The organism is Achromobacter sp. 2789STDY5608621, from assembly GCF_001299375.1.
GTDB classification, from domain to species: Bacteria; Pseudomonadota; Gammaproteobacteria; order Burkholderiales; family Burkholderiaceae_B; genus Achromobacter; species Achromobacter insuavis.
The window spans coordinates 1-23532 of record NZ_CYTU01000004.1; the positions used below are offsets into that span (position 1 = coordinate 1).

Annotated in this window: 20 protein-coding genes; 10 read left to right on the forward strand and 10 right to left on the reverse strand. The window is 70.3% G+C overall.

Annotated elements, in window-relative coordinates; translation table 11 throughout:
* Positions 1–64 precede the first annotated feature (64 nt).
* Positions 65–400, forward strand: a complete 336-nt coding sequence (locus tag AOZ53_RS05825; protein WP_006394163.1) for a thioredoxin family protein — start codon at positions 65–67, stop codon at positions 398–400.
* 59 nt (positions 401–459) lie between these two features.
* Positions 460–1350 (forward strand): DMT family transporter, encoded by an 891-nt coding sequence (locus AOZ53_RS05830; protein ID WP_054487385.1) that lies wholly within the window; start codon positions 460–462, stop codon positions 1348–1350.
* A 46-nt stretch (positions 1351–1396) separates the two neighbouring features.
* Here AOZ53_RS05830 and AOZ53_RS05835 read toward each other — a convergent pair whose 3' ends face one another.
* Together AOZ53_RS05835 and AOZ53_RS05840 are read right to left on the reverse strand one after the other, a co-directional pair.
* On the reverse strand, positions 1397–2284 hold the full coding sequence (locus AOZ53_RS05835; RefSeq protein ID WP_054432271.1) for a DMT family transporter: 888 nt from the start codon (positions 2282–2284) through the stop codon (positions 1397–1399).
* Positions 2275–3009, reverse strand: coding sequence for a GNAT family N-acetyltransferase (locus tag AOZ53_RS05840; protein ID WP_054432272.1), 735 nt, complete (start codon positions 3007–3009; stop codon positions 2275–2277). Before AOZ53_RS05840 ends, AOZ53_RS05835 begins: the two co-directional genes overlap by 10 nt.
* A gap of 150 nt (positions 3010–3159) precedes the next feature.
* Between AOZ53_RS05840 and AOZ53_RS05845 the strand changes: the two genes are divergently transcribed.
* A complete protein-coding gene (locus AOZ53_RS05845; protein WP_054432273.1) occupies positions 3160–4650 on the forward strand; it encodes a MocR-like pyridoxine biosynthesis transcription factor PdxR in 1491 nt (496 codons plus the stop codon).
* A 69-nt stretch (positions 4651–4719) separates the two neighbouring features.
* Here AOZ53_RS05845 and AOZ53_RS05850 read toward each other — a convergent pair whose 3' ends face one another.
* Positions 4720–5352, reverse strand: coding sequence for a LysE family translocator (locus AOZ53_RS05850; RefSeq protein ID WP_054432274.1), 633 nt, complete (start codon positions 5350–5352; stop codon positions 4720–4722).
* 297 nt (positions 5353–5649) lie between these two features.
* On the opposite strand from AOZ53_RS05850, the gene AOZ53_RS05855 reads away from it, so the two are divergent.
* Entirely contained in the window at positions 5650–6480 is an 831-nt protein-coding gene (locus AOZ53_RS05855; RefSeq protein ID WP_054432275.1) for a DUF72 domain-containing protein, read from the forward strand.
* A gap of 61 nt (positions 6481–6541) precedes the next feature.
* Here AOZ53_RS05855 and gorA read toward each other — a convergent pair whose 3' ends face one another.
* Positions 6542–7900, reverse strand: a complete 1359-nt coding sequence (gene gorA, locus AOZ53_RS05860) for a glutathione-disulfide reductase (protein WP_054432276.1) — start codon at positions 7898–7900, stop codon at positions 6542–6544.
* Between the two features lie 179 nt (positions 7901–8079).
* On the opposite strand from gorA, the gene AOZ53_RS05865 reads away from it, so the two are divergent.
* Entirely contained in the window at positions 8080–8703 is a 624-nt protein-coding gene (locus AOZ53_RS05865) for a LysE family translocator (protein WP_054487237.1), read from the forward strand.
* Positions 8704–8787: 84 nt separating this feature from the next.
* Here the strand turns inward: AOZ53_RS05865 and aceE are convergent, their stop codons facing one another.
* From aceE to nirK, 3 genes are all read right to left on the reverse strand, one after another.
* Positions 8788–11448: a pyruvate dehydrogenase (acetyl-transferring), homodimeric type gene (gene aceE / locus AOZ53_RS05870; RefSeq protein WP_054487238.1), complete on the reverse strand. Its 2661-nt coding sequence runs from the start codon at positions 11446–11448 to the stop codon at positions 8788–8790.
* A gap of 223 nt (positions 11449–11671) precedes the next feature.
* A complete protein-coding gene (locus AOZ53_RS05875; protein WP_054432279.1) occupies positions 11672–11998 on the reverse strand; it encodes a c-type cytochrome in 327 nt (108 codons plus the stop codon).
* Between the two features lie 12 nt (positions 11999–12010).
* Positions 12011–13093, reverse strand: a complete 1083-nt coding sequence (gene nirK, locus AOZ53_RS05880; protein WP_054460924.1) for a copper-containing nitrite reductase — start codon at positions 13091–13093, stop codon at positions 12011–12013.
* Positions 13094–13277: 184 nt separating this feature from the next.
* Here nirK and AOZ53_RS05885 point away from each other — a divergent pair, with 184 nt between their 5' ends.
* Positions 13278–14051 carry a Crp/Fnr family transcriptional regulator gene (locus AOZ53_RS05885; protein ID WP_054432280.1) on the forward strand — a complete coding sequence of 258 codons (774 nt, stop codon included), beginning with the start codon at positions 13278–13280 and terminating at the stop codon, positions 14049–14051.
* Positions 14052–14063: 12 nt separating this feature from the next.
* Here AOZ53_RS05885 and AOZ53_RS05890 read toward each other — a convergent pair whose 3' ends face one another.
* Positions 14064–14888 carry a formylglycine-generating enzyme family protein gene (locus AOZ53_RS05890; protein WP_054487240.1) on the reverse strand — a complete coding sequence of 275 codons (825 nt, stop codon included), beginning with the start codon at positions 14886–14888 and terminating at the stop codon, positions 14064–14066.
* 203 nt (positions 14889–15091) lie between these two features.
* Positions 15092–17377, reverse strand: coding sequence for a nitric-oxide reductase large subunit (locus AOZ53_RS05895; protein WP_054487242.1), 2286 nt, complete (start codon positions 17375–17377; stop codon positions 15092–15094).
* A gap of 224 nt (positions 17378–17601) precedes the next feature.
* Between AOZ53_RS05895 and AOZ53_RS05900 the strand changes: the two genes are divergently transcribed.
* Positions 17602–18057 (forward strand): MarR family winged helix-turn-helix transcriptional regulator, encoded by a 456-nt coding sequence (locus tag AOZ53_RS05900; RefSeq protein ID WP_054432283.1) that lies wholly within the window; start codon positions 17602–17604, stop codon positions 18055–18057.
* 21 nt (positions 18058–18078) lie between these two features.
* Complete coding sequence (locus AOZ53_RS05905) at positions 18079–18786, forward strand: aspartate/glutamate racemase family protein (protein WP_054487243.1); 708 nt, start codon at positions 18079–18081, stop codon at positions 18784–18786.
* A 36-nt stretch (positions 18787–18822) separates the two neighbouring features.
* On the opposite strand, the gene AOZ53_RS05910 is transcribed toward AOZ53_RS05905, so the two are convergent.
* Positions 18823–19533 carry a Crp/Fnr family transcriptional regulator gene (locus AOZ53_RS05910; protein ID WP_054432285.1) on the reverse strand — a complete coding sequence of 237 codons (711 nt, stop codon included), beginning with the start codon at positions 19531–19533 and terminating at the stop codon, positions 18823–18825.
* Positions 19534–19994: 461 nt separating this feature from the next.
* On the opposite strand from AOZ53_RS05910, the gene AOZ53_RS05915 reads away from it, so the two are divergent.
* Both AOZ53_RS05915 and AOZ53_RS05920 read left to right on the forward strand, forming a co-directional pair.
* The gene (locus tag AOZ53_RS05915; RefSeq protein ID WP_054432286.1) at positions 19995–21632 is read left to right on the forward strand and encodes an acyl-CoA synthetase; all 1638 of its coding nucleotides are present in this window, start codon (positions 19995–19997) and stop codon (positions 21630–21632) included.
* Between the two features lie 28 nt (positions 21633–21660).
* The gene (locus AOZ53_RS05920) at positions 21661–23430 is read left to right on the forward strand and encodes an acyl-CoA dehydrogenase (RefSeq protein WP_054474727.1); all 1770 of its coding nucleotides are present in this window, start codon (positions 21661–21663) and stop codon (positions 23428–23430) included.
* Positions 23431–23532 lie beyond the last annotated feature (102 nt).

Consider the following 23532-nt stretch of genomic DNA (forward strand, 5'->3'; position numbering starts at 1 on the left):
ACCGTGCTGGAACTGGATCGCAGATTGTCCCGCTAACCCCACCCCGCCTCACCCCGACGCCGCCATGGACCAGATCGAACTGAACGACAGCACCGCCGACCGCTACCTGCTGGACACCCCCGGCCTGACGCTGCTGGTGTTCCACAGCCGCACCTGCGGCACCTGCCGCATCGCGCGCGAACAGCTGCCGAAGCTGGACCTGCCGGTGGAACGGGTGTGCTGGGTCGACGCCGGAGAGAACGGCGGCCTGGTGGAACGCTACGAGGTCTTCCACCTGCCGGCCATGTTCGTCACGCGCGACGGCGCCTTCTTCGGCCCGGTGCAGGCCAGCCTGGCCGAATGGGATCTGCGCCAGCAGATCGGACTGGCGCTGGACAGCTACCCGGCCGAATTGCCGTGAGCGCCGTCGCGGGCCTGGCCCCCACCCGCCGCCCCCTGGACACGCTGGCCACCGGCGTGATGCTGCTGCTGTGCGTGTGCTGGGGCTTCCAGCAGATCGCCATCAAGCTGGTGGCCGCCGACATCTCGCCCATCATGCAGGTGGGCCTGCGCTCGGCCTTTGCCGCGCTGGTGCTGGGCGTGGTGGTGTGGCGCGGCGAAGGCGCGCGCGCATGGCGCGACGGCACGCTGGGCGCCGGCGTGCTGGTGGGCCTGCTGTTCGGCTTCGAGTTCCTGGCGATCGCGCAGGGGCTGGTGTACACCACCGCCTCGCACATGTCGGTGTTCCTGTACACCGCGCCGATCTTCACCGCGCTGGGCCTGCACTGGCGCGTGCCGGAAGAACGCATGGCGCCGCTGCAATGGCTGGGCGTGGCCGTGGCGTTCGGCGGCATCGCCGTGGCCTTCCTGGGCAACGGCCAGCAGCCGGCGGCCGCGGCCGCCAGCAACATGCTGCTGGGCGACACGCTCGGCCTGCTGGGCGGGCTGCTGTGGGGCGCCACCACGGTTGCGATCCGCCGCACCGCGCTGTCGGAAGCGGCGCCGTCCAAGACGCTGTTCTATCAGATGGCGATCGCCGCGCTGGTGCTGCTGGTCTATGCCGCGGCCACCGGCAACGCCGGCATCCGCTACACCCCGTCGGCCATGTTGAGCGTGGCGTTCCAGTCGGTGGTGGTGGCGCTGTCGAGCTATCTGGCCTGGTTCTGGCTGCTGCGGCGCTACCTGGCCTCGCGCCTGTCGATCCTGTCGTTCATGACGCCGCTGTTCGGCGTGTCGTTCGGCGTGCTGATCCTGGACGAACCGCTGGACGGCGCGTTCGTGGCCGGCGCGCTGATGGTGCTGGCCGGCATCTCGCTGGTGAGCGGCGCCGGCCTGCTGCGCGAGAAGCTGCGGCGCGGCCGGCGGGCCTGACCGGCGCCAGGCGCCAGACCCAGGCACCAGACCCACGCGCCGGCCTTCAGGCCCGGCGCGCGCCGCCCAGGTTCAACACGATCAGCGCCGCGCCCGCCAGCACCAGCGCGAAGCCCCACCAGTCGGCCGCCGCGGGGCGATCGCCCACCAGCGCCATCGCGCCCAGCACGCCCACCACCGGCACCATCAGCGTGGTCAACGCCGCCACCGTGGCGCTGACCCGCTCGCTCAGCACGAACCACAGCCAGTACGCCACCGCCGTGCCCAGCACGATGTGGAACGTCAGCGCCGCCGCCACCCGCGGGCTCCAGCCCTGCGCCGGAAACGCCTCGCCCGCCAGCAGCACGCCGGCCAGCGCGCAGGCCGCGCCCACCGCCAGCTGCCAGGCGGTCACCACGATGCGGTGCCCCATCACCGGCCAGCGCTTCAGGTAGACCGTGCCGGCGGCCCACCCGAAGGCGGCGGTGAGCGGAAACACCAGGCCGCGCGCGGCGGCCAGGTCGTGATCGGCAAAGATGGCGCGCAGCACCGGCCAGGCCAGCACCGCCACGCCCAGTCCTCCCAGCAGCAGCGCCAGGCCGCGGCGGCGGTCCAGCCGCTCGCCCAGCACGGCCCAGGCCAGCAGCGCCGACATCATCGGCATGGTGAAAGTCAGCACCGCGGCGCGCGAGGTGCTGGTGCTGAGCTGGGCCCAGGCCACCGCCAGGTTGAACACCGCCACGGCCAGGATGCCGCCGATGACGATGCCCGGCCACGACGCCCGCGGCGGCAGCAGCGACAGCCCCTTGGCGCGCGCCAGCGCCAGCAGCAGCAAGGCGCCGCTGCCCAGCCCCAGCAGGCGCAGGGTGAACGGCGGGCAGATCGACAGCACGATCTTGACCGCCGGCCAGTTCAGGCCCCAGAACAGCGCCAGCGCAACGGGAATCAGGCGCACGCGGCCTTTTCCTGGGCGATCAGGTCCGCCAGGCCGTGGCGCTGGTTGCCTTCGGCGTCGAAGTTGTCGGGACTGAGCCAGCGCTCGTAGGCGGCGCGCAGGGCCGGCCATTCGCTGTCGATGATCGAGAACCAGGCGGTGTCGCGGCTGCGGCCGCGATACACGATGGCCTGGCGGAAGATGCCCTCGAACTGGAAGCCGAGACGGGTGGCGGCCGCGCGCGACGGCGCGTTCAGGCTGTCGCACTTCCATTCATAACGGCGGTAACCCAGTTCGTCGAAGGCGCGGCGCATCAGCAGGAACTGCGCCTCGGTGGCGATGCGGGTGCGCTTGAGCAGGCGCGAAAACGCCACATGGCCGACCTCGATCACGCCGTGCGCGGGTTCGATGCGCATCAGCGACAACGAACCGATGGCGCGGCCGCTGGCCAGGTCGATGACGGCATGATGGAACGGGTCGCTGCCCGGCTGCGCCTGGGCCTGTTCGGCGAACTTGCGGTAAGCGGCCTCGTCGGCGAACGGGCCGGCGGACATGTAGGTCCAGTCGCTGCCGTCGGGCGCCTGGTTGAAGGCATGGAACAGGTCCGCGGCATGGCGTTCGGCCGACAGCGGTTCGAGGCGGCAGTAGCGGCCCTGCGCGATCGCCATGGGCGGACGCGAACGCGGCGTCCAGTCGGGCAGGGCGGGACCGACGGGTTGTTGGTATTCGTTGACGCGGGGTTGCATGCTGCGAGGCCTCATCCAGGTTGGGGAACGCCGCCGCCAGTGGCGGACGCCCGCCAGGGCTTTTCCGTCGCGGCGGGCCCTGGCATGCTCCCACGATAGCCAAACCGTGGCATGATAAAAAGCACCACGACCTCTTGATTTAATAGAGCCATGACCGACCAAGCCGCCCTGCTCTCCAGCCCCCTGGCACGCGGGCCAGGCGCCCTGCCGCGCCAGCGCCAGCTGATCCAGCGGCTCAAGCAGGCCATCCTGGCGGGCCAGCTGCCCGCCGGCGGCAAGCTGCCGGCCTCGCGCGTGCTGGCCGACGAGCTCGACATCTCGCGCAATACGGTGCTGATCGCCTACGAGCAACTGACCGCCGAAGGCTACGTCATCGCCGACCGCCAGGGCACCCGGGTGGCGCCGCTGTCGGCCACCGCCGCCAGCGCCGCCAAGCAGGCCGCCAGGCAAGCCGCCGAACCGCCGCCCCCGCCGGAGGCGCCGGCCTTTCGCACCGCCACGCGGCTGTCGCGCATCGTCTCGACGCGCGCGCCCAATGACGGCTCGCTGCCGCTCACGCCGGGCACGCCGGCCCTGACCCAGTTTCCCATCAACGCCTGGCGCCGCGCCCAGGACCGGGCGCTGCAGGCCGCCCCCGCCGCCACCCTGGGCTACGGTCCGCCGGTGGGCGAGCCGGCGCTGCGTGAAGCCATTGCCCAATACCTGCGGGTGTCGCGCGGGGTGCGCTGCGACGCCTCGCGCATCGTCATCACCGAAGGCGCGCAGGGCGCGCTGGCGCTGTGCGTGCAGTTGCTGACCAACCCCGGCGACACCGCCTGGCTCGAGGAGCCCGGCTACCGCGGGGCCAAGTCGGCCTTCCACGCGGGCGACCTGAACGTGGTGGCGATGCGGGTCGACGCCGACGGCGTCGCCATCCGCGACGAGGACTGGCGCACCCGGCCGCCGCGCCTGATCCAGACCACGCCGACGCATCAATACCCCACCGGCGCCGTGCTGTCGCTGGCGCGCCGCCTCGACCTGCTGGAGCGGGCGCGCCGCGCCGGCGCCTGGATCATCGAGGACGACTACGACAGCGAATTCCGCCACCAGGGCGAGCCGATCGCCGCGATGCAGGGCCTGCTGCCGGACGCGCCGGTGCTGTACGTGGGCACCTTCAGCAAGACCATGTTTCCCGCCCTGCGGCTGGGCTTCCTGGTGCTGCCGCAGGCGATCGCGGAACCGGCCATGCCGTCGATCTCGGAAATGCTGCGCGGCGGGCACCGGCTGGAGCAGCTGACCATGGCCGCCTTCATCGACAACGGCCAGTTCTCGCGCCACCTGGGCCGCATGCGGCGGCTGTACCGCGACCGCCAGGCGGCGCTGCGCGAGGCGCTGGCGCAGCACCTGGGCGTCGACCATGAAGTGCTGGGCGGCCACAGCGGCCTGCACCTGACGGTGCGGCTGCCGCCGGACATCCCGGACCGCGCCATCGTCGAGCAGGCGCGCCAGCTGGGCATGAATCCGAACGCGTTGTCGAGCTTCGCCATCACGCCGCAGCCGCAAGACAACGGCCTGGTGATCGGCTACGGCAACACCAGCGCCGACCGGTTTCCGGCGCTGGTCCGGCAATTGGGCAGGCTGGCCGTCACGCTGCGGCGCTGACGCGCGGCGCGCGGGCCGTCACGGGCCGGGGCGGCCTGCGTCCGGCAACGCGTCTTCAGCGGCAGGCGCTCAGCGGCGCGAGTCCAGCGCCATGCGCACGGCCAGGCCGGCCAGCACCGTGCCCATCAGCCAGCGCTGGATCACGATCCACAGCGGGCGGCCGGCCAGGAAACCGGCGATCGAGCCGGCCATGATGGCGATGACCGCGTTGACCGACAGGCTGATGGCGACCTGCGTCAGGCCCAGCGCGATCGACTGGGTGAACACGCTGCCGTGGTCGGGCTGGATGAACTGCGGCAGCAGCGACACGTACAGCACGGCGATCTTGGGATTGAGCAGGTTGGTCACCAGGCCCATCGTGAACAGCGTGCGCGGGCTGCTGGCCGGCAGCTCGCGCACCTGGAACGGCGAGCGGCCGCCGGGACGCACCGCCTGCCAGGCCAGGTACAGCAGGTAGAGCGCGCCGCCGAAGCGCAGCGCGTCATAGGCATAGGGCACCGACATCAGCAGCACGGTCAGGCCGAAGGCCGCGCACAGCACGTAGAAGATGAAACCCACCGCCACTCCGGACAGCGAAATCAGGCCGGCCTTGGGCCCCTGCGAGATCGAGCGCGACACCAGGTAGATCATGTTGGGCCCGGGCGTGAGCACCATGCCCAGGGCGACCAGGGCGAACGTCAGGAGATTGGCAATGTCAGGCATGATGCGCCGGCGCGGGCCGGTCGATGGTGAAGGGATGAAGCATCACGTTATCTGAAATCTGTATCGGAACAGCGGGATTTTTCACGGCCGCGGCATGCGTGTTGCGCGCCCGCCGCAGGCCGCGCTGCAACGGCGGCGACGGCCGGCATCGCGGCCCGGATACAACAGCCGCGCCGCTTTTAAATGTGACCGGATGGGAGCGGCCGCCGGACCGGGATACAGTGATCGGATCGGCGCGCCCGCCAGGCCCGCGCGCGGCGCCGTTGAATGTCGATACGCCCCAGGGAGGACCCGCCCATGCCGCCACGCTCATCGTCCCCGCCCGCCCCGCGCGACGGCGCCATCCGCGTCGGCGTCGGCGGCTGGACCTACGCGCCCTGGCGCGGCCCCTTCTACCCGGAAGGCCTGCCGCATGCGCGCGAACTCGAATACGCCAGCCGCCAGCTCAGCGCCATCGAGATCAACGGCACCTATTACAGCAGCCAGAAGCCGGCCACTTTCGCCAAGTGGCGCGACGAAACGCCCGACGGCTTCGTGTTCTCGCTCAAGGCATCGCGCTACGCCACCAACCGCCGCGAGCTGGCCGGCGCCGGCGAATCGGTGCACCGCTTCGTGCATGGCGGCATCGCCGAGCTCGGCCCCAAGCTGGGACCGATCGTGTGGCAGTTCGCGCCCACCAAGGTGTTCGACGCCGACGATTTCGGCGCCTTCCTGGCGCTGCTGCCGGACCAGGTCGACGGCCTGCCGCTGCGCCACGTGATGGACGTGCGCCACGCCAGCTTCGCCTGCCAGGCCTACCTGGACCTGGCGCGGCGCCACCACGTGGCCACGGTCTACACCGACAGCGAGGACTATCCGTCGCTCGCCGACCGCACCGCCGACTTCGTCTATGCCCGGCTGATGCGCGCCAGCACCGCCTTCAAGGCCGGCTATGCGCCCAAGGTGCTGGACGCGTGGGCCGACCGCCTGCGCACCTGGGCGCGCGGCGGCGATCCGGCCGATCTGCCGCGGGTCGACCCGCGCAAGCCGGCCGGCGCGGCGCATGCGCGCGACGTGTTCGCGTTCTTCATCAATGGCGCCAAGGAGCGCGCGCCGGCGGCGGCGCGCGCCATGATCGAGCGCCTGTAGCCGGCGCGCGCACCGGCCGGGCGGCGCGTCAGGCCGGCCCCGCGCGGGGCCGGCGACCGCCTCAGTCGGCGACCGGCGTGCGCAGCGTCACGAATTCTTCGGCCGCGGTCGGGTGGATGCCGATGGTGTCGTCGAACACGCGCTTGGTGGCGCCGGCCTTGAGCGCGATGGCGATGCCCTGCACGATCTCGCCGGCTTCCGGGCCGACCATGTGCACGCCCAGCACCTTGTCGGTGTCGGCGTCGACGATCAGCTTCATCAGGGTCTTTTCCTGCGACCCGGTCAGCGTCAGCTTCATGGGCCGGAAGCGGCTTTCGAACAGCTTGATCTTGTGGCCGGCGGCGCGCGCCTCTTCGGTCGTCATGCCGACGGTGCCGATGTTGGGCAGGCTGAACACGGCGGTCGGGATCAGCTTGTAGTCGACCTTGCGGTATTCCTCGGGGCGGAACAGGCGGCGCGCCACCGCCATGCCCTCGGCCAGCGCCACCGGCGTCAGCGGCACGCGGCCGATGACGTCGCCCAGCGCCAGGATCGACGGCTCGCTGGTGCGGTATTCGTCGTCCACCGCGATGAAGCCCTTCTCGTCGAGCTTGACGCCGGTGTTCTCCAGGCCCAGGTTGTCCAGCATCGGGCGGCGGCCGGTGGCGTAGAACACGCAATCGGTCTCGATCACGCTGCCGTCCTTGAGGGTGGCGGCCAGGGTGCCGTCGGCGCGCTTGTCGATGCGCGCCACGTCGGCGTCGAACTTCAGGTCGATGCCCTTCTTGACCAGCTCATCGCGCAGGTGCTCGCGCACCGCCTGGTCGAAGCCGCGCAGGAACAGCGGGCCGCGGTAGACCTGGGTGGTCTGGGCGCCCATGCCGTTGAAGATGGAGGCGAATTCGACCGCGATGTAGCCGCCGCCCACCACCAGCACGCGGCGCGGCAGCGCCTTCAGGAAGAAGGCCTCGTTCGAGGTGATGGCGTGTTCCTTGCCGGGGATGTCCGGCACCTGCGGCCAGCCGCCGGTGGCCACCAGGATATGGGCGGCGGTGTAGGACTTGCCGTCGACCTCGACGGTGTGCGGATCCTTGATGCGGGCGTGGGCTTCCAGCAGCGTCACGCCGCTATTGACCAGCAAGTTGCGGTAAATGCCGTTAAGACGCTCGATCTCGCGGTTCTTGTTGGCGATCAGCGTGGGCCAGTCGAAACGGGGTTCATCCACGCTCCAGCCGAAGCCGTGGGCCTGCTCGAAGTCTTCGCTGTAGTGGGCGCCGTAGACCAGCAGCTTCTTGGGCACGCAGCCCACGTTGACGCAGGTGCCGCCCAGGTAGCGGCTTTCGGCCACCGCCACGCGGGCGCCGAAACCGGCCGCGAAGCGGGCCGCGCGCACGCCGCCGGAGCCCGCGCCGATCACAAACAGGTCGAAATCGAATGCCATGGTGTTTCCTTCGCCGTCCCGCTGCGGGGACGCGTTCACTGTCGGGAGAAGCGTTATTTTGCACCAGTGCGCCGGCGGCCGCCGGCTTGACCCCACGGGCAATGGGCGGTTGCAGCGCCTTGGGCTACAGTAACCGCCTGGGACGCGATCGCCGCCCCATTCTCCATGGAGCCGTCCCCATGTCGCTTGAAACCTGGCTGGCCTTCGTCGGCGCATCCGCCCTGCTGCTGATGCTGCCCGGCCCCACCATCCTCACCGTCATCAGCTATTCCCTCACCCATGGCAAGCGCGCCCGCCTGCCGCTGGTGCTGGCCGTGGCGCTGGGCGATTCCACCGCCCTGGCGCTGTCGCTGCTGGGCCTGGGCGCGCTGCTGTCGGCGTCGGCCCTCTGGTTCACCGTGGTCAAGACCGTGGGCGGCCTGTACCTGCTGTACCTGGGCGTCAAGCTGCTGCGCGCGGGCGTCGCGCCCGCCACGCTGCCGCGGGCCGGCTCGGCCGGCTCGCGCTGGAAGCTGTTCGCCAACACCTACCTGGTGACGGCGCTGAACCCCAAGGGCATCATCTTCTTCGTGGCCTTCCTGCCGCAGTTCATCGACCCGGCGGGCGACGTCACGCGCCAGCTGTGGACGCTGTCGGCCACCTTCGTGGCCTGCGCCGGCCTCAATGCCACCGCCTACGCGCTGTTCGCCGGCTCGGCGCGCCGCCTGCTGGCGTCGCCGCGCGCGCAGCGCGGCTTCAACCTGGGCGGCGGCGCGCTGCTGTCCGCCGCCGGCATCTGGGCGTTGCTGGCGCGCCGCGCCTGAACGTCGACGGGGCGCGGGCGGCGGCGCTTGCGGCGCCCCCTCCCGCCTCCAGGCCGCGACGCGGCAACGCCGCCGCGCCCCGCCTTACGGCAAGGCCGCCGACACGGCTTCCGGATCCAGGCCGTAGCGCCGGATCGCCTCGGCCGCCCGCTCCGCCGGCAACACGCCCTCGTCCGCCAGCGCCTTGAGCGTGGCCAGCACGATGTGGTGCCGGTCCACCTCGAAGAACGCCCGCAGCGCCTGGCGCGTGTCCGAGCGGCCGAAGCCGTCGGTCCCCAGCGTGACATAACGGCGCCCGACGAAAGGACGGATCTGCTCGGCCACGGTCTTCATGTAGTCGGTGGCCCCGATCACCGGCCCCCGGGTGTCGGCCAGGCGGGTCTCGACGAAGCCCCGGCGCGCCGCGTCCAGCGGATGCAGGCGGTTCCAGCGCTCGGTCTCCTGGCCGTCGCGGCGCAGCTCTGAATAGCTGGTGACGCTCCAGACGTCGGCCGCCACGCCGAAGTCCTGCCGCAGCAGGTCGGCGGCGGCCAGGGTCTCGCCCAGGATGGCGCCGCTGCCCAGCAGTTGCGCGCGCGCCTCGCCCGGACCGCCCTCGCGCAGGCGGTACATGCCCTTGAGGATGCCGGCCTCGGCGCCTTCCGGCATCGGCGGATGCGCGGTTTTCTCGTTGATCAGCGTCAGGTAGTAGAAGACGTCTTCTTCCTCCTGGTACATGCGGCGCATGCCGTCCTGCACGATCACCGCGATCTCGTAGGCATAGGCCGGGTCATAGGCGATGCACGACGGGATGACCGAGGCCAGCACGTGGCTGTGGCCGTCGTCGTGCTGCAGGCCCTCGCCCTCCAGCGTGGTTCGGCCCGAGGTCGCCCCCAGCAGGAAGCCGCGCGCGCGGATGTCGCCGGCCGCCCAGGCCAGGTCGCCAACGCGCTGGAACCCGAACATCGAATAGAAGATGTAGAACGGAATCGTCGCCACGCCGTGGGTGCTGTAGGCGGTGGCGGCGGCGATCCACGAGGCCATGGCGCCCGACTCGTTGATGCCTTCCTGCAGGATCTGGCCGCGCCGGTCCTCGCGGTAGACGCTGAGCTGGTCGGCATCCTGCGGCGTGTACAGCTGGCCCACGTGCGAATAGATGCCGACCTGGCGGAACATGCCGTCCATGCCGAAGGTGCGCGATTCATCCGGCACGATGGGCACCACGCGCGCGCCGATGTGCGGGTCCTTGAGCAACTGCGCCAGGATACGCACGAACGCCATGGTGGTCGAGAATTCGCGGCCGTCGCTGCCCTTCAGGTGCGCGGCGAACGCCTCCAGCGCGGGCGTGGCCTGCGGCCCGGGGCCGGCCGGACGCAGCGGCAGGTGGCCGCCGGCGCGCCGGGTGGCGGCTTCCAGGTAGGCCTGTTCCGGCGTGCCGGGCTCGGGCTTGATGTACGGGATCTCCTCCAGGCGCTCGTCCGGCACCGGCAGGTCGAAGCGGTCGCGGTAGGCGCGCACCGCCGGGTCGGCCATCTTCTTCTGCTGGTGGTTGGTGTTGGCGGCCTCGCCGGCCGCGCCCATGCCGTAGCCCTTGACCGTCTTGGCCAGGATCACCGTGGGCTGGCCGCGATGCGCCAGCGCCGCGGCGTAGGCGGCGTGCATCTTGACCGGGTCGTGGCCGCCGCGGTTGAGCGCGCCGATCTCGTCATCGCTCAGGTGCGCCACGCGCTCCAGCAGCACCGGATCGGCGCCGAAGAAATGCTCGCGCACATAGGCGCCGCCGCGCGCCTTGAAGACCTGGTACTCGCCATCCACGCATTGCATCATGCGGCGCCGCAGGCGGCCGTCGTGGTCCTGCGCCAGCAGCGCATCCCAGCCGCCGCCCCAGATCACCTTGATGACGTTCCAGCCGGCGCCGCGATAGACGCTTTCCAGCTCCTGGATGATCTTGGCGTTGCCGCGCACCGGGCCGTCCAGGCGCTGCAGGTTGCAGTTGACCACGAAGATCAGGTTGTCGAGCTTTTCGCGGCCGGCCATGGCGACTGCCGCCAGCGTCTCGGGCTGGTCCTGTTCGCCGTCGCCCAGGAAGCCCCAGACGCGCCGGTCCTGCGCCGCGATCAGGCCGCGGTCTTCCAGGTAGCGCATGTAACGCGCCTGGTAGGCCGCCATCAGCGGGCCCAGGCCCATCGACACGGTCGGGAACTGCCAGAAGCCGGGCATGGTGCGCGGGTGCGGATACGACGCCAGCCCGCCGCCGCCGATCTCGCGGCGGAAGCGGTCCAGCTCGGCCTCGGACAGGCGCCCTTCCAGATAGGCGCGGGCGTAGATGCCGGGCGCCGAATGGCCCTGGATGTAGAGCATGTCGCCCAGGTAGTCCGGCGTGGCGGCGCGGAAGAAATGGCGGTAGCCGGTTTCGTACAGGGTGGTGGCCGAGGCATACGTGGCGATGTGCCCGCCCACGCCGGAATGCTTGCCGGCGCGCAGCACCATGGCCATGGCGTTCCAGCGCAGGTAGGCGTCCAGTCGCGCCTCAATGCGGGTGTCGCCGGGGAACGGCGCCTGCGCCGGCAGGCCGATCGTGTTGACGTAGGGCGTGACGCCGGCCGCGGCATAGCCGCCGCTGCGGACGCGGTCCTGGTCGATCAGGCGGTCCAGCAGGTAATGCGTGCGCGGCAGGCCTTCGTGCGCCAGCACCGCCTGCATCGCGTCCAGCCACTCGCTGGTTTCTTCGGGGTCGATGTCGACGCAGTCGATCTCGGGTTCCATGGGCATCCTCCTTGTGGTGCGCAAGCGGCGCCTGGACACGCAAGGCCGGCGCCATCATTTCACATCGTGAATTGCATTTGCATAATGTGCAATTGCAATCGTATGGAGGTTTTTGAACAATTGCAAGTGCAACTATTCAGAAGGATCGCCAGGAAACGGCCGCTGGCCGCAAAAGACGCGGGGCCACGACCCGACTGGCGGACCGTGGCCCCATCGCGCCGCGCTAGCGCGCGGCGGCCATCATGTACGCCACGGCGGCGCGCAGCGTGGCCTCGTCGGCGGCGGTGCCGCCGCGCGGCGGCATGGCGCCCTTGCCCTTGAGCACCGTGGCCAGCAGCGCGTCGGCGCCCTGCGCCAGGAACGGCGCCCAGGCCTGCTTGTCACCCAGCTTGGGCGCATTGGCCACGCCGCTGGCGTGGCACACCACACAGGCCGAGCGGTACAGTTTCTCGCCGGCCGGATCGAGCTGCGCCGGCGAGTCGGCCACGGCGCTGGCCATGCCGCCCAGGGCCAGGCCGGCCGCCAGCAAGGTTCTGGATACGGAGGACATGGCGGCCCCCGGTCAGCGCGGGATCGGCGCGGGCGCCTTGATCTGCTTCATCAGGTCGTCGTTCCACTTGCCCTCGACCTTGATGTGGCCCGCCGCGCCCAGTTCGAACGCCTCGATCAGGTTGTGGTTCAGGTAGGCATACACGCCGGGCTGCTTGAAGGTGTAGAGCGCGGCGCCGGCCGAGCCGCCACGAATGAACCAGGTCTCCAAGTTGCGTTGCGGCGGGTTGGCGAACTTGCCGGTCTCCCAGACCCAGTCGCCATGGCCGCCGATCAGGTGCGGACGCGTGTCGCGGTTGGCCTGCGAGTGGATCAGCAGCACGGTCTCGCCGACCTTGGCGGTGAGCGCGTTGGCGCCGGTCAGCGCGCCGACCTTGCCGTTGAAGACGATGTGCGACGGCGTCAGCGTGCGCATCACCTGCACCGTGTCGCCATAGCTCTCGGCCAGCGTGGCATAGTCCTTGTACTTGCCGTCCGGACCCTTGGGGATGTACAGGTCGAACTCGCCGATGGTGTAGGCGCGGTCATAGCGCAGCGGCTTGCCCTGCGGATCCTTCAGGCCGTCGCGCGGCAGCACCATCAGCGTGCCGCTCATGCCCGACACCACGTGCCACGGCACCATGCCTTCAGGCGCACAGTGGTAGACGAAGGTGCCGCTGCGGTCGGCCTTGAAGCGCAGCGTGGCCTGCTCGCCCGGGTTGACGTTGGTCAGCTTGGCGCCGCCCAGCGCGCCGGTGGCCGCGTGGAAGTCGACGTTGTGCGGCATGGCGTTGGTGGCCGGGTTGACCAGCGTCAGCTGGACATAGTCGCCTTCGTGCACCACCAGCGTGGGGCCGGGCATGGAGCCATTGAACGTCATGGCCTGCAGCGTCGTGCCCTTGTCGTCGATCACCATCTTCTTTTCCTCGATGGTCATGGTGAATTCGACGACCTTGGGGCCCGACTTGGTCGCCTGCTCGTGCGGATGCACCTGGGGCGGGGCGACCAGCGTGACCTGGGTGTGGGGCAGCTTGTCGGCGTCCTGCGCCCAGGCGGTCCCCGCGGCCATCGAGAAAGCCAGCGCCGCCGCCAGCAAAGTGGGCCGTAATGCGTTCATGTCCAGCTCCTTATCGGGTTTTCAACTGCCGTGTAGGTCGGCAGCCCTATTGAAAGACGCGCGCCCTCCCCGTTCTTTGCTGTAGCGCAAACTCGGCGCCAGCCTGGCGCGGCGCGCGCATTGCCAGGGCCGGACGCCGATGCCACCATGAAAGCGGAATCCTCCTCCCCGTCCGGAGTCCGCCATGTCGTCGCCCCTTTGTCATGCCCTGCTGCGCAATCTGAACCTGTTCAAGCCCCTGTCCGACGCGCAGCTGGAATCCGCGCTGCGCGGCGCGCAGCCCTGCCGGCTGGAAGCCGGCGCCGTGGTCTACCACCAGGGCGCCAGCGCCGCGCACTTCTTCGTGCTGCTCAGCGGCTGCCTGAAAGTGGCGCAGGTCACGCCCGAGGGCGGCCAGGTGGTGGTGCGCTACGTCAATCCCGGCGACCTGTTCGGCCTGGCCTGCGCCATGCGCCAGCCGCGCTACCCCGCCACCGTGCTGGCGGTGCAGGAGAGCGTCTGCCTGGCCTGGCCCGATGCGCTCTGGGAGCGCTTCACCAGCCATCATCCGCAACTGGCGTCGCTGGCGCTGCAGACCATGGGCCAGCGGTTGCAGGACGCGCACCTGCGCATCCAGGAACTGTCCAACGACGAAGTCGAGCAACGCGTGGCGCGCGCCATCCTGCGGCTGGTGGACAGCGCCGGGCAACCCACCGCCGACGGCATCGGCATCGCCTTCCCGATCACGCGCCAGGACATCGCCGAGATGACCGGCACCACGCTGCACACCGTCAGCCGCCTGCTCAGCGGCTGGAAGCAGCGCGGCATCGTCGACAGCGGCCGCAAGCGCATCGTGCTGCGCTCGCCCGCCGCGCTGGCGCGGGTCGGCGCGCATGCGGCGGCGCCGACCTGTGCGGGCTGCGCGTCCTGTATCGACGGCGCGCCCGGGCAGGCGGCGACCACCGCCGGCGAACCCTAGGACCCTGCCGCGTCAGGCCGGCCCCTCCTCCCGCACCAGCCGCAGCCCCAGGTTGGCCGGCGGCACGCCGACCGAGCAGGCGCCGCCCTTGGGGTCGCGGATGAAATCCGGCAGATAGGCGATGTGCCTCCCCGCCGCCACGCGGATGCCGCAGTTGCGATCGGCGCCGTCATCGGCGCCGGCTGCCCCGCCGTCTTGCGTGAGCGCCAGGATGCGCCGCGTGTAGCAGTCATCGGTCCATTCCCACACGCTGCCCGCCACGTCCACCAGCCCCGAGGCATTGGCGCCATAGGCGCCGAATTCACGCACCTCGGTGGCCTCCTGGCCGCGCCGCGCCTGCGCCTCGTATTCGGCCAGCCAGCGTTGCGCCGGATCCGCGTCCGATGACGGCAACGGCGTTTCCTCGCGGTAGGCGTCGCCCGCCGCGTAGACCCATTCGGCATAGGTGGGCAGCCGCCAGCGCTGCCCGGTGCGGGCCGACAGCCAGGCCGCGTAGGCCGACGCGTCGGTCCAGCTCAGGCCCACCGCCGGCAGGTCCGGCGCGCGCAACTCACGGAAGGCCGGGTCCAGCGGCTTGCAGCCGCCGGCGCGGACACAGGCCGCGTATTCGGCCTGGCTGACCTGGCGCTTCATGATGAGCAGGCCGCGCGCCACGTCCGCGGTCAGCGGCGCCGGCGAGACCGGGTAACCGTTGCGCAGCGTTTCGCCCGGCGGCAGGTAGGCCACCTGGCCGGGCGGCAGCCGCGATACTTCGGGGGCAACGGAATGGGCCCGCTCGGCGGGCCCGCAGGCGGACAACGGCAGGACGAGAAAGGCGGCGGCCAGCAGGCGACGCATGACGGCGCTCCGGTTGCGCCCCGGGGCCACGATGGCCCGGGGTCCGCTGTCATTGAAGCCCCGCCCGGCCCCGCCCTCTTTGCGCTGGCGCAATGAGCGGGATGGACCGGGCGCAAACAACCTGGCCGGCGTGCCGCCCCGCGACGACGCATCCCGCGCGCCGCCCTGGGGCCGCGCGCGAGTGCCGCGTGTGGCGCGCGCGGCTAGCGGCGCGCGGGTTCGGCCCGCAGCACCGGTTCGGCCGCGGCCGGCTTGCCGCTCAACAGGCCCAGGATGACCTGCACCACCATCGCCAGCGCCCCCAGCAGGAACACCACGTCGCCGAAGGTGCGGCCCCAGCGCAGCGTCTTGAGGATGTCCTGCTGCATGAAGGCCTCGCTGCGCGCGTACCACATGCCTTCGCTGACGCTGGCATGGAACTGGATCAGGCCGATCGGCAGCAGGCTGGTGAAGATCATCAGCGCCAGGCCCAGGTTCAGCCCCCAGAACGCCAGCTTCATCAGGCCCGGGCTGAGCGCGTATTGCGGCCGGATGTAGCGCAGCACCAGCAGCGTGAAGCCCAGCGCCAGGAAACCGTAGACCCCGAACAGCGCGGCATGCGCGTGCACCGGCGTGGTGTTCAGGCCCTGGATGTAGTACAGCGACACCGGCGGGTTGATCATGAAACCGAACACGCCCGCGCCCAGCATGTTCCAGAAGGCCACCGCCACGAAACACATCAACGGCCACTTCAGGTTTTCCATCCACGGCGCGCGCGTCTTCAGGCGCCAGTTCTCCCAGGCCTCGTGGCCCAGCACGATCAGCGGCACCACTTCCAGCGCCGAGAAGCTGGCGCCCACCGCCATCACCGGCGTGGTGGTGCCGGCGAAGTACAGGTGGTGGAAGGTGCCCGGAATGCCGCCCAGCATGAACAGCGAGGCCGAGGCCAGGCTGGCGGTCGTCGCCATGCGGCGCGACACCAGGCCCAGGGTCGAGAAGATGAAGGCCAGCGCGGTGGTGGCGAAGACCTCGAAGAAGCCTTCGACCCACAGGTGCACGATCCACCAGCGCCAGTACTCCATCACGGTCAGGTGGGTGCGCTCGCCGTAGAAGAAGCCGGCGCCGTAGAACAGGCCGATGGCGCCGACCGACGCGGTCAGCAGCGCCAGCAGGTTCTTGTCGCCGCCGGGCGTGCGCAGCGCCGGCACGATGCCGCGCAGCATCAGCACCAGCCAGAAGCAGATGCCGGCGAACTTGCCGATCTGCCACAGGCGGCCCAGGTCGACGTATTCATAGCCCTGGTGGCCGAGCCAGAAGTTCAGGTCCGGCGGCATGATCTGCGCGATCGCCAGGTAGTTGCCGGCGAACGAGCCGACCACCACCAGCACCAGCGCCCAGAACAGGATGTCGACGCCCGCCTTCTGGTATTTCGGGTCGCGCCCGCCGTTGATCAGCGGCGCCAGGAACAGGCCCGCGGCCAGGAAGCCGGTGGCGATCCAGAACAATGCGCTCTGCAAGTGCCAGGTGCGCACCAGCGAATACGGAAACCACTGCGACAGGTCGATGCCGTAGAACTTCTGCCCCTCGACCGTATAGTGCGCGGTGAAGCCGCCCAGCAGCACCTGGAAGCCGAACAGCGCCACCACCAGGAACAGATACTTGCCCAGCGCGCGCTGCGACGGCGTCAGGGCGAAGGTGGTCAGCGGGTCCTGCGCCGGCGCCTCCGGCTCGGGTTCCTCCTTGCCGCGCAGGAAGGCCCAGGCCCACACCAGCAGGCCGATGCCGGCCAGCAGCACCACCACGCTGATGATCGACCACATCACGTTCTCGCTGCTCGGGTGGTTGCCGATCAGCGGTTCGTGCGGCCAGTTGTTGGTGTAGGTGACCACGGTGCCCGCGCGCTCGGTGGCGGCGGCCCAGGCGGTCCAGAAGAAGAAATGCGTCAGCTGCTGGCGGCGCCTGGCGTCGGGCAGCGTGTTCTCCTTCATGGCGTAGTGCTCGCGGCTGGCGTGCAGGGCCGGCGCGTCCGAGAACAGCTGGTCATAGTAGGCCCCGGTCTGCGCCACCGCCTGCGCCCGGCGCGGGCTCAGCACCAGCTTGCCGCCGGCCGCGTCGGCGCGGTTGGCGCGGTACTCGGCCTTGAGCTGCTCGCGCAGCGCAGCCTGCGCGGGCGCGTCCAGCTGGCCATAATCGCGGCCATGGGCGTCGCGCGCCGCCAGGTCGAGCCAGGCCATCAGCTCGCGGTGCAGCCAGTCGGCGGTCCAGTCGGGCGCCTGATAGGCGCCGTGGCCCCAGATCGAGCCCAGCTGCATGCCGCCGATCGACTGCCAGGCGGTCTGGCCGTCGAGGATGTCGTCGCGGCCGAACAGGCGCGTGCCGTCGGCGCTGGCGACCTCCAGCGGAATCGGCGGCGCCTGGCGGTAGACTTCGCCGCCGTAGAAGCCGAGCAATGCGAACGTGACCGCCAGCACGGCGATCAGCGTGAACCATAACTTTTTATACGGGCCCATGATGGGGACACCCTCCTGTGTTGCGTTGTGAGGTATGTCCTGCATCGCGAAATCCGTGCCAGGAAAAACCCGCGCGAAATCAGTGGGTTGAAACCCGCCCGGTGGTTTCTACCCGGCCGCGGCAAGGTATAAAGCACCTGCGCGCGGTGTTTTTCACCCCGCCCTTGGCGGTCCGGGCCTCTACAATCCGGGCTGCGACAACCCAAGACAAAGGAAGCGACCGCATGGCCACGGGCAAGCCCGACGCGTGGAGCCTTTTCCTGACCGCGCATGCGCTGGTGGTGGAAGAGATCGAAAAACGACTGTCCGCCGCCGACCTGCCGCCGCTGGCGTGGTACGACGCGCTGTGGGCGCTGGAACGCGCGCCAGAGGGCGCCGCGCGCATGTTCGAGATGGCCGAGCGCATGGTCATCGCGCGCTACAACCTGACGCGCCTGATGGACCGCATCGAGGCCGCCGGACTGGTCGAGCGCTTCCGTTCCGACGAGGACCGCCGCGCCACCTACGCCCGCATCACGCCGGAAGGCCTGGCGCTGCGCCGCAAGATGTGGAAGGTCTACGGCCCGGCCATCGACGAACTGTTCCTGTCGCGGCTGCCGCAGGCGCAGCAGGACGCCATGGCCGAGCAGTTCCGCCAGATCGCCCGCCATGTGCGGGCCTTGTCCAAACCCGCAGCTTGACCTGACCGCCACGGAGTCCGCATGCCCGCCCATCCGCCCCTGCACATCGGCATCGTCGCCTGCTCGGCCGAGGGCGCCGCGCTCTGCTACCGCACGATCTGCGCCGAGGGCGCGCAACGCCTGGGGCCGCATGCGCACCCCGAGGTCTCGCTGCACAGCCTGTCGCTGGCGGACTACGTGGCGTGCCTGGAGCGCAACGACCTGGCCGGCGTCGGCGCGCTGATGCTGACCTCCGCCGACCGGCTGGCGCGCGCCGGCGCGGATTTCCTGATCTGCCCCGACAACACCATCCACCAAGCCCTGGACCACGTGCTGCCCCATTCGCCCCTGCCGTGGCTGCACATCGCCGAGGAAGTCGCGGCGGTGGCCGCCGCCCGCGGCCTGCGCCGCATCGGCCTGCTCGGCACGCGCTGGCTGGTCGACAGCGCGGTCTACCCCGACAAGCTGCGGGCCCGTGGCCAGGACTTCGTGCGCCCCGATCCGGCCGACCGCGACCTGCTGGCGCGCGTCATCATGGACGAACTGGTCTACGGCGTCTTCAAGCCCGAATCGGTCGCCCTGCTGCAAGGCGTGGTGGCGCGGCTGCGCGAGGCCGGCTGCGACGCGGTGGTGCTGGGTTGCACCGAACTGCCGCTGGTGCTGAACGACGCCAACTGCGCCTTGCCGACGCTCGATTCCACCCGCATCCTGGCGCGCGCCGCGCTGGACCGCGCTCTGGCTCACGCCTGACCTGGCGTCCCGGCCCCGCCTGAACCCCGCCCGCAGTCAGAGCTGATCCAGCCCGTACTGGCGCAGCCGGTCCAGCGTCAGCACCTTGATCTGGTTGTACGACAGCGCCAGCATGCCCTGGTCCGCCAGCGTCTGCAGCGCCTGGTTGACGCGCTGGCGCGACAGGCCGGTCAGGTAGCCCAGCTCTTCCTGTGAAATCGCCAGCGTCAGGTCGGTGGACGGATACAGCTGCGGGTTGAACAGCTGCGCCAGCGACTGCGCCACGCGCGCATCGGCGTCCAGCAGGCGATGGTTCTGGATCGAGGCGATGAACTCGCCCATGCGGTCGTTCAGCTGGCCGATGACGAAATGCGAGAACGGCAGGCTGGCCGCCAGCAGCGCATGAAAGGTGGCGGCCGGCACCAGCAGCACCAGCGACGGCTGGATCGCCACCACGTCGTACTTGCGCAGCTCGCGCTTGATGACGCTGCCCTCGCCGAACCAGCCGCCCGGCGGCACCCCCGAGAACGTGCAGCTGCGCCCCGATTCGTTGTAGATCGCCAGTTTCAGCAGGCCGCTGTGCACCCCCAGCCAGTAATCCGACGGCGCATTGCGGCGCGCGATCCAGGCGCCGCTGGCCACGTGTTCGGCGCGCGCCGTGGCCAGCACCAGGTCCTGGTGCGGCGCGTCCAGCGCGGCGAACCAGGCGCAGCCGCGCAGCAGTTCGGCCAGCTCGGTCTGGGAAACAATGTTTGAAACATCGGACATGGAAAGAACCGTGTAAAACTGCGGGTTGGACGCCCGAAAAAAGGTCTGTCATGCAGGCGACAGACACCATTTTCCGGCGGCCGATAAGCTAGGGGGCACCAACCTTCACAGGAGCCTCGCACAGGCAGGTAATCGGCCGCCAGGCTAGGCGTGGTCGCCGCCGCGTGGCTTTGCCACGCAAGGTGAGCGCAACGACGCCTGGCGGCCGATTACCTGCCTGCCCGTAGGGTGAGCGCCAAAATGAGCGCCTCTCTACGTTGCGAATGCTCGCCGTGGTCCCGCCACAACTGCGCTTCGCGCCTTGATAGTCGCTCATTTTGGCACTCATGCGAGGCTCCTGTGAAGGTTGGTGCCCCCTGGCAAGCAGCGGGATTCGCATCCATGATCAACCCCGGCGATCCAGATCAAGTTTCCCGCATAAAAGCATATCCGGGCGCCCCCGCGCCCCACAGGAGACAAGCATGAGCAGCCTGTTCGACCATGGCCTGGCACGCCGTGACGCCAACTACGAACCCCTCACCCCGGTCGACTTCATCGCCCGCGCCGCGCAGGTCTATGGCAACCGCCTGGCCGTGGTGCATGGCGCCGTGCGCCGCACCTGGGCCCAGACCTACGAGCGCGCGCAACGCCTGGCCGGCGCGCTGGCCGCCGCCGGCATCCAGCGCGGCGACACGGTGGCGGTGATGCTGCCGAACATCCCCGCCATGATCGAGGCCCACTTCGGCGTGCCGATGCTGGGCGCGGTGCTCAACACCCTCAACACCCGCCTGGATACGCCCAGCGTCCTGTTCATGCTGGGCCACGGCGAGGCCCGCGCGCTGATCGTCGACACCGAATACGCCGAGGTCGCGCAGCGCGCCCGCGCCGAATTCCCGCACCTGAAAGTGATCTCGGTGCACGACCTGGACGGCGCCCCGGCCACCCTGCCCGGCGCCACCGACTACGAGGCCTTCCTGGCCGCCGCCCCCGCCACATTCGACTGGCGCCCGCCGGCCGACGAATGGGACGCGATCGCGCTGAACTACACCTCCGGCACCACCGGCGATCCCAAGGGCGTGGTCTACCACTACCGCGGCGCGTATCTCAACGCCGTCAGCAACATCCTCGAATGGGACATGCCCAAGCATCCGGTCTACCTGTGGACGCTGCCGCTGTTCCACTGCAACGGCTGGTGCTTCGCCTGGACCGTGGCGGCGCGCGCCGGCGTCAACGTCTGCCTGCGCAAGTTCGATCCCAGGACCGTGTTCGACCTGATCCGCGCCGAGGGCGTGACCCACTACTGCGGCGCGCCCATCGTGCAGAGCGCGCTGGCCAACGCCCCGGCCGAGCTTCGCGCCGGCATCAGCCACACCGTGCGCACCATGGTGGCCGGCGCCGCGCCCGCCCCGGCGGTGATCGCCAAGATGAAGGAAATCGGCTTCGAACTGACCCACGTCTACGGCCTGACCGAGGTCTACGGCCCGGCCGCGGTGTGCGCCACCCAGGACGCCTGGAACGACCTGGAAGACGAGCAGCGCGCGCTGCTGACCGCGCGCCAGGGCGTGCGTTACCACCTGCAGGCCGGCGTCTCGGTGCGCAACCCCGACACCATGGAGGAAGTGCCGGCCGACGAGCAGACCGTGGGCGAGATCATGTTCCGCGGCAACATCTGCATGAAGGGCTACCTGAAGAACGAGCGCGCCACCGACGAGGCCTTCGGCGGCGGCTGGTTCCACACCGGCGACCTGGGCGTGATGACGCCCGACGGCTACATCCGCATCAAGGACCGCAGCAAGGACATCATCATCTCCGGCGGCGAGAACATCTCCAGCATCGAGGTCGAGGACGCCCTCTATCGCCATCCGGCCGTGGCCGCCGTGGCGGTGGTGGCCATGCCCGACCCGAAATGGGGCGAGACGCCGTGCGCCTTCGTCGAGCTCAAGCCCGGCCACAGCGCCACCGCCGAAGAGATCATCGCGCACTGCAAGCTGCTGCTGCCCGGCTTCAAGGTGCCGCGCGCGGTGCGCTTCGGCGAACTGCCCAAGACCTCGACCGGCAAGATCCAGAAATTCGAACTGCGCGCCGCGGTGGGTTCCACCCGCGCCATCGACGCCACCTGATTCCCTTCCTACCCGGAGCTCCGACGCCATGACGTACCAAGCCCCCGTGAAAGACATGCTGTTCGTGCTGAACCACCTTGCCGGCCTGCCGCAGGTGGCGGCGCTGCCGCAATATGCCGAAGCCACGCCCGACACCGCCCAGGCGGTACTGGAAGAAGCCGCCACCTTCGCCGGCGACGTGCTGGCGCCGCTGAACCACCCGGCCGATCGCGAGCCCAGCGCCTGGCGCGACGGCGCGGTCACCACCTCGCCCGGCTTCAAGCAGGCCTTCCGCCAATACGCCGAAGCCGGCTGGCAAGGCATGACGCACCCGGTCGAATACGGCGGCCAGGGCCTGCCCGGCCTGCTGGGCGCGCCCTGCTCCGAAATGCTCAACGCCGCCAACCTGTCGTTCGCCTTGTGTCCGCTCTTGACCAACGGCGCGGTCGAGGCGCTGCTGACGGCCGGCTCGCCCGAACTGCGCGAGCGCTTCATCGGCCCGATGCTGTCGGGCCAATGGACCGGCACCATGAACCTGACCGAGCCGCAGGCCGGCTCCGACCTGGCGCTGCTGCGCAGCCGCGCGCAGCCGGTCGGCGACGGCACCTACCGCATCTCCGGCACCAAGATCTTCATCACCTACGGCGAGCACGACCTGGCCGAGAACATCGTCCACCTGGTGCTGGCGCGCCTGCCGGACGCGCCCGAGGGCGTCAAGGGCATCTCGCTGTTCCTGGTGCCCAAGTTCCTGGTCAACGACGACGGCTCGCTGGGCGCGCGCAACGACGTCGCCTGCGTGTCGATCGAGCACAAGCTGGGCATCAAGGCCAGCCCCACCGCCACGCTGCAGTTCGGCGACGCGGGCGGCGCCATCGGCTACCTGGTGGGACAGGAAAACCGCGGCCTGGACGCCATGTTCATCATGATGAACGCGGCCCGCTTCGCCGTCGGCGTGCAGGGCATCGCGGTGGCCGACCGCGCCTACCAGCACGCGCTGGCCTACGCCGCCGAACGCGTGCAGAGCCGCCCGGTGGACGGCTCCTCGCGCGAGGCCGTGCCGATCATCCAGCACCCGGACGTGCGCCGCATGCTGGGCACCATGCGCGCGCTGACCGAGGCCGGCCGCGCGCTGGCCTACTACACCGCCGGCCATGCCGACCTGGCGCACGCCAGCGCCGATCCGGCGGCGCGCGCGCGCCACCTGGCGGTGCAGGAATTCCTGGTGCCGATCGTCAAGGGCTGGTGCACCGAGGCCTCCATCGACGTCGCCAGCCTGGGCGTGCAGGTGCACGGCGGCATGGGCTTCATCGAGGAGACCGGCGCCGCCCAGTACTACCGCGACGCCCGCATTCTCACCATCTACGAAGGCACCACCGCGATCCAGGCCAACGACCTGGTCGGCCGCAAGACGCTGCGCGACGGCGGCGCGGTGGCGCAGGCGCTGATCGAAGAGATCCGCAAGACCGAGGAAGCGCTGCAGGCGCGCAGCGAACCGGCGGCGCGCCTGGTGCTGACGCCGCTGCGCCAGGGCCGCCTGGCGCTGGCCAACACGGTCGACTTCGTGGTCGCCAACGCCGCCGCGCACCCTAACGCGGTGTTCGGCGCCGCCGTGCCCTACCTGCTGCTGGCCGGCACGGTGCTGGCCGGCTGGCAGATGGCGCGCGCGCTGCTCGCGTCGCTGGACCACCTGGACGAGGACCCGGCCTTCCACCAGGCCAAGATCGCCACGGCCCAGACCTACGCGCTGCACAAACTGACGCAGGCGCCGGGGCTGGCGGCGGTGGTGGCGGGGTCGAACGAGTACGCCGTGCAGCCATGATGCCCGGCGGCGGCCGCGCCAGGCCGGCCGCGCCCCTGCCCCCGAAAGACCGCCACGGCGGTCTTTTTTCATGGGGCGCGACGCCGTTAAGCATATAACCAA

What these genes read in the sequence shown, in the direction of transcription:
- AOZ53_RS05825 (WP_006394163.1), top strand. Translation starts at nt 65, where the DNA reads ATGGACCAGATCGAACTGAACGACAGCACCGCCGACCGCTACCTGCTG.
- AOZ53_RS05830 (WP_054487385.1), top strand. Translation starts at nt 460, where the DNA reads ATGCTGCTGCTGTGCGTGTGCTGGGGCTTCCAGCAGATCGCCATCAAG.
- AOZ53_RS05840 (WP_054432272.1), bottom strand. Translation starts at nt 3,009, where the DNA reads ATGCAACCCCGCGTCAACGAATACCAACAACCCGTCGGTCCCGCCCTG.
- AOZ53_RS05845 (WP_054432273.1), top strand. Translation starts at nt 3,160, where the DNA reads ATGACCGACCAAGCCGCCCTGCTCTCCAGCCCCCTGGCACGCGGGCCA.
- AOZ53_RS05850 (WP_054432274.1), bottom strand. Translation starts at nt 5,352, where the DNA reads ATGCCTGACATTGCCAATCTCCTGACGTTCGCCCTGGTCGCCCTGGGC.
- AOZ53_RS05855 (WP_054432275.1), top strand. Translation starts at nt 5,650, where the DNA reads ATGCCGCCACGCTCATCGTCCCCGCCCGCCCCGCGCGACGGCGCCATC.
- gorA (WP_054432276.1), bottom strand. Translation starts at nt 7,900, where the DNA reads ATGGCATTCGATTTCGACCTGTTTGTGATCGGCGCGGGCTCCGGCGGC.
- AOZ53_RS05865 (WP_054487237.1), top strand. Translation starts at nt 8,080, where the DNA reads ATGTCGCTTGAAACCTGGCTGGCCTTCGTCGGCGCATCCGCCCTGCTG.
- aceE (WP_054487238.1), bottom strand. Translation starts at nt 11,448, where the DNA reads ATGGAACCCGAGATCGACTGCGTCGACATCGACCCCGAAGAAACCAGC.
- AOZ53_RS05875 (WP_054432279.1), bottom strand. Translation starts at nt 11,998, where the DNA reads ATGTCCTCCGTATCCAGAACCTTGCTGGCGGCCGGCCTGGCCCTGGGC.
- nirK (WP_054460924.1), bottom strand. Translation starts at nt 13,093, where the DNA reads ATGAACGCATTACGGCCCACTTTGCTGGCGGCGGCGCTGGCTTTCTCG.
- AOZ53_RS05885 (WP_054432280.1), top strand. Translation starts at nt 13,278, where the DNA reads ATGTCGTCGCCCCTTTGTCATGCCCTGCTGCGCAATCTGAACCTGTTC.
- AOZ53_RS05890 (WP_054487240.1), bottom strand. Translation starts at nt 14,888, where the DNA reads ATGCGTCGCCTGCTGGCCGCCGCCTTTCTCGTCCTGCCGTTGTCCGCC.
- AOZ53_RS05895 (WP_054487242.1), bottom strand. Translation starts at nt 17,377, where the DNA reads ATGGGCCCGTATAAAAAGTTATGGTTCACGCTGATCGCCGTGCTGGCG.
- AOZ53_RS05900 (WP_054432283.1), top strand. Translation starts at nt 17,602, where the DNA reads ATGGCCACGGGCAAGCCCGACGCGTGGAGCCTTTTCCTGACCGCGCAT.
- AOZ53_RS05905 (WP_054487243.1), top strand. Translation starts at nt 18,079, where the DNA reads ATGCCCGCCCATCCGCCCCTGCACATCGGCATCGTCGCCTGCTCGGCC.
- AOZ53_RS05910 (WP_054432285.1), bottom strand. Translation starts at nt 19,533, where the DNA reads ATGTCCGATGTTTCAAACATTGTTTCCCAGACCGAGCTGGCCGAACTG.
- AOZ53_RS05915 (WP_054432286.1), top strand. Translation starts at nt 19,995, where the DNA reads ATGAGCAGCCTGTTCGACCATGGCCTGGCACGCCGTGACGCCAACTAC.
- AOZ53_RS05920 (WP_054474727.1), top strand. Translation starts at nt 21,661, where the DNA reads ATGACGTACCAAGCCCCCGTGAAAGACATGCTGTTCGTGCTGAACCAC.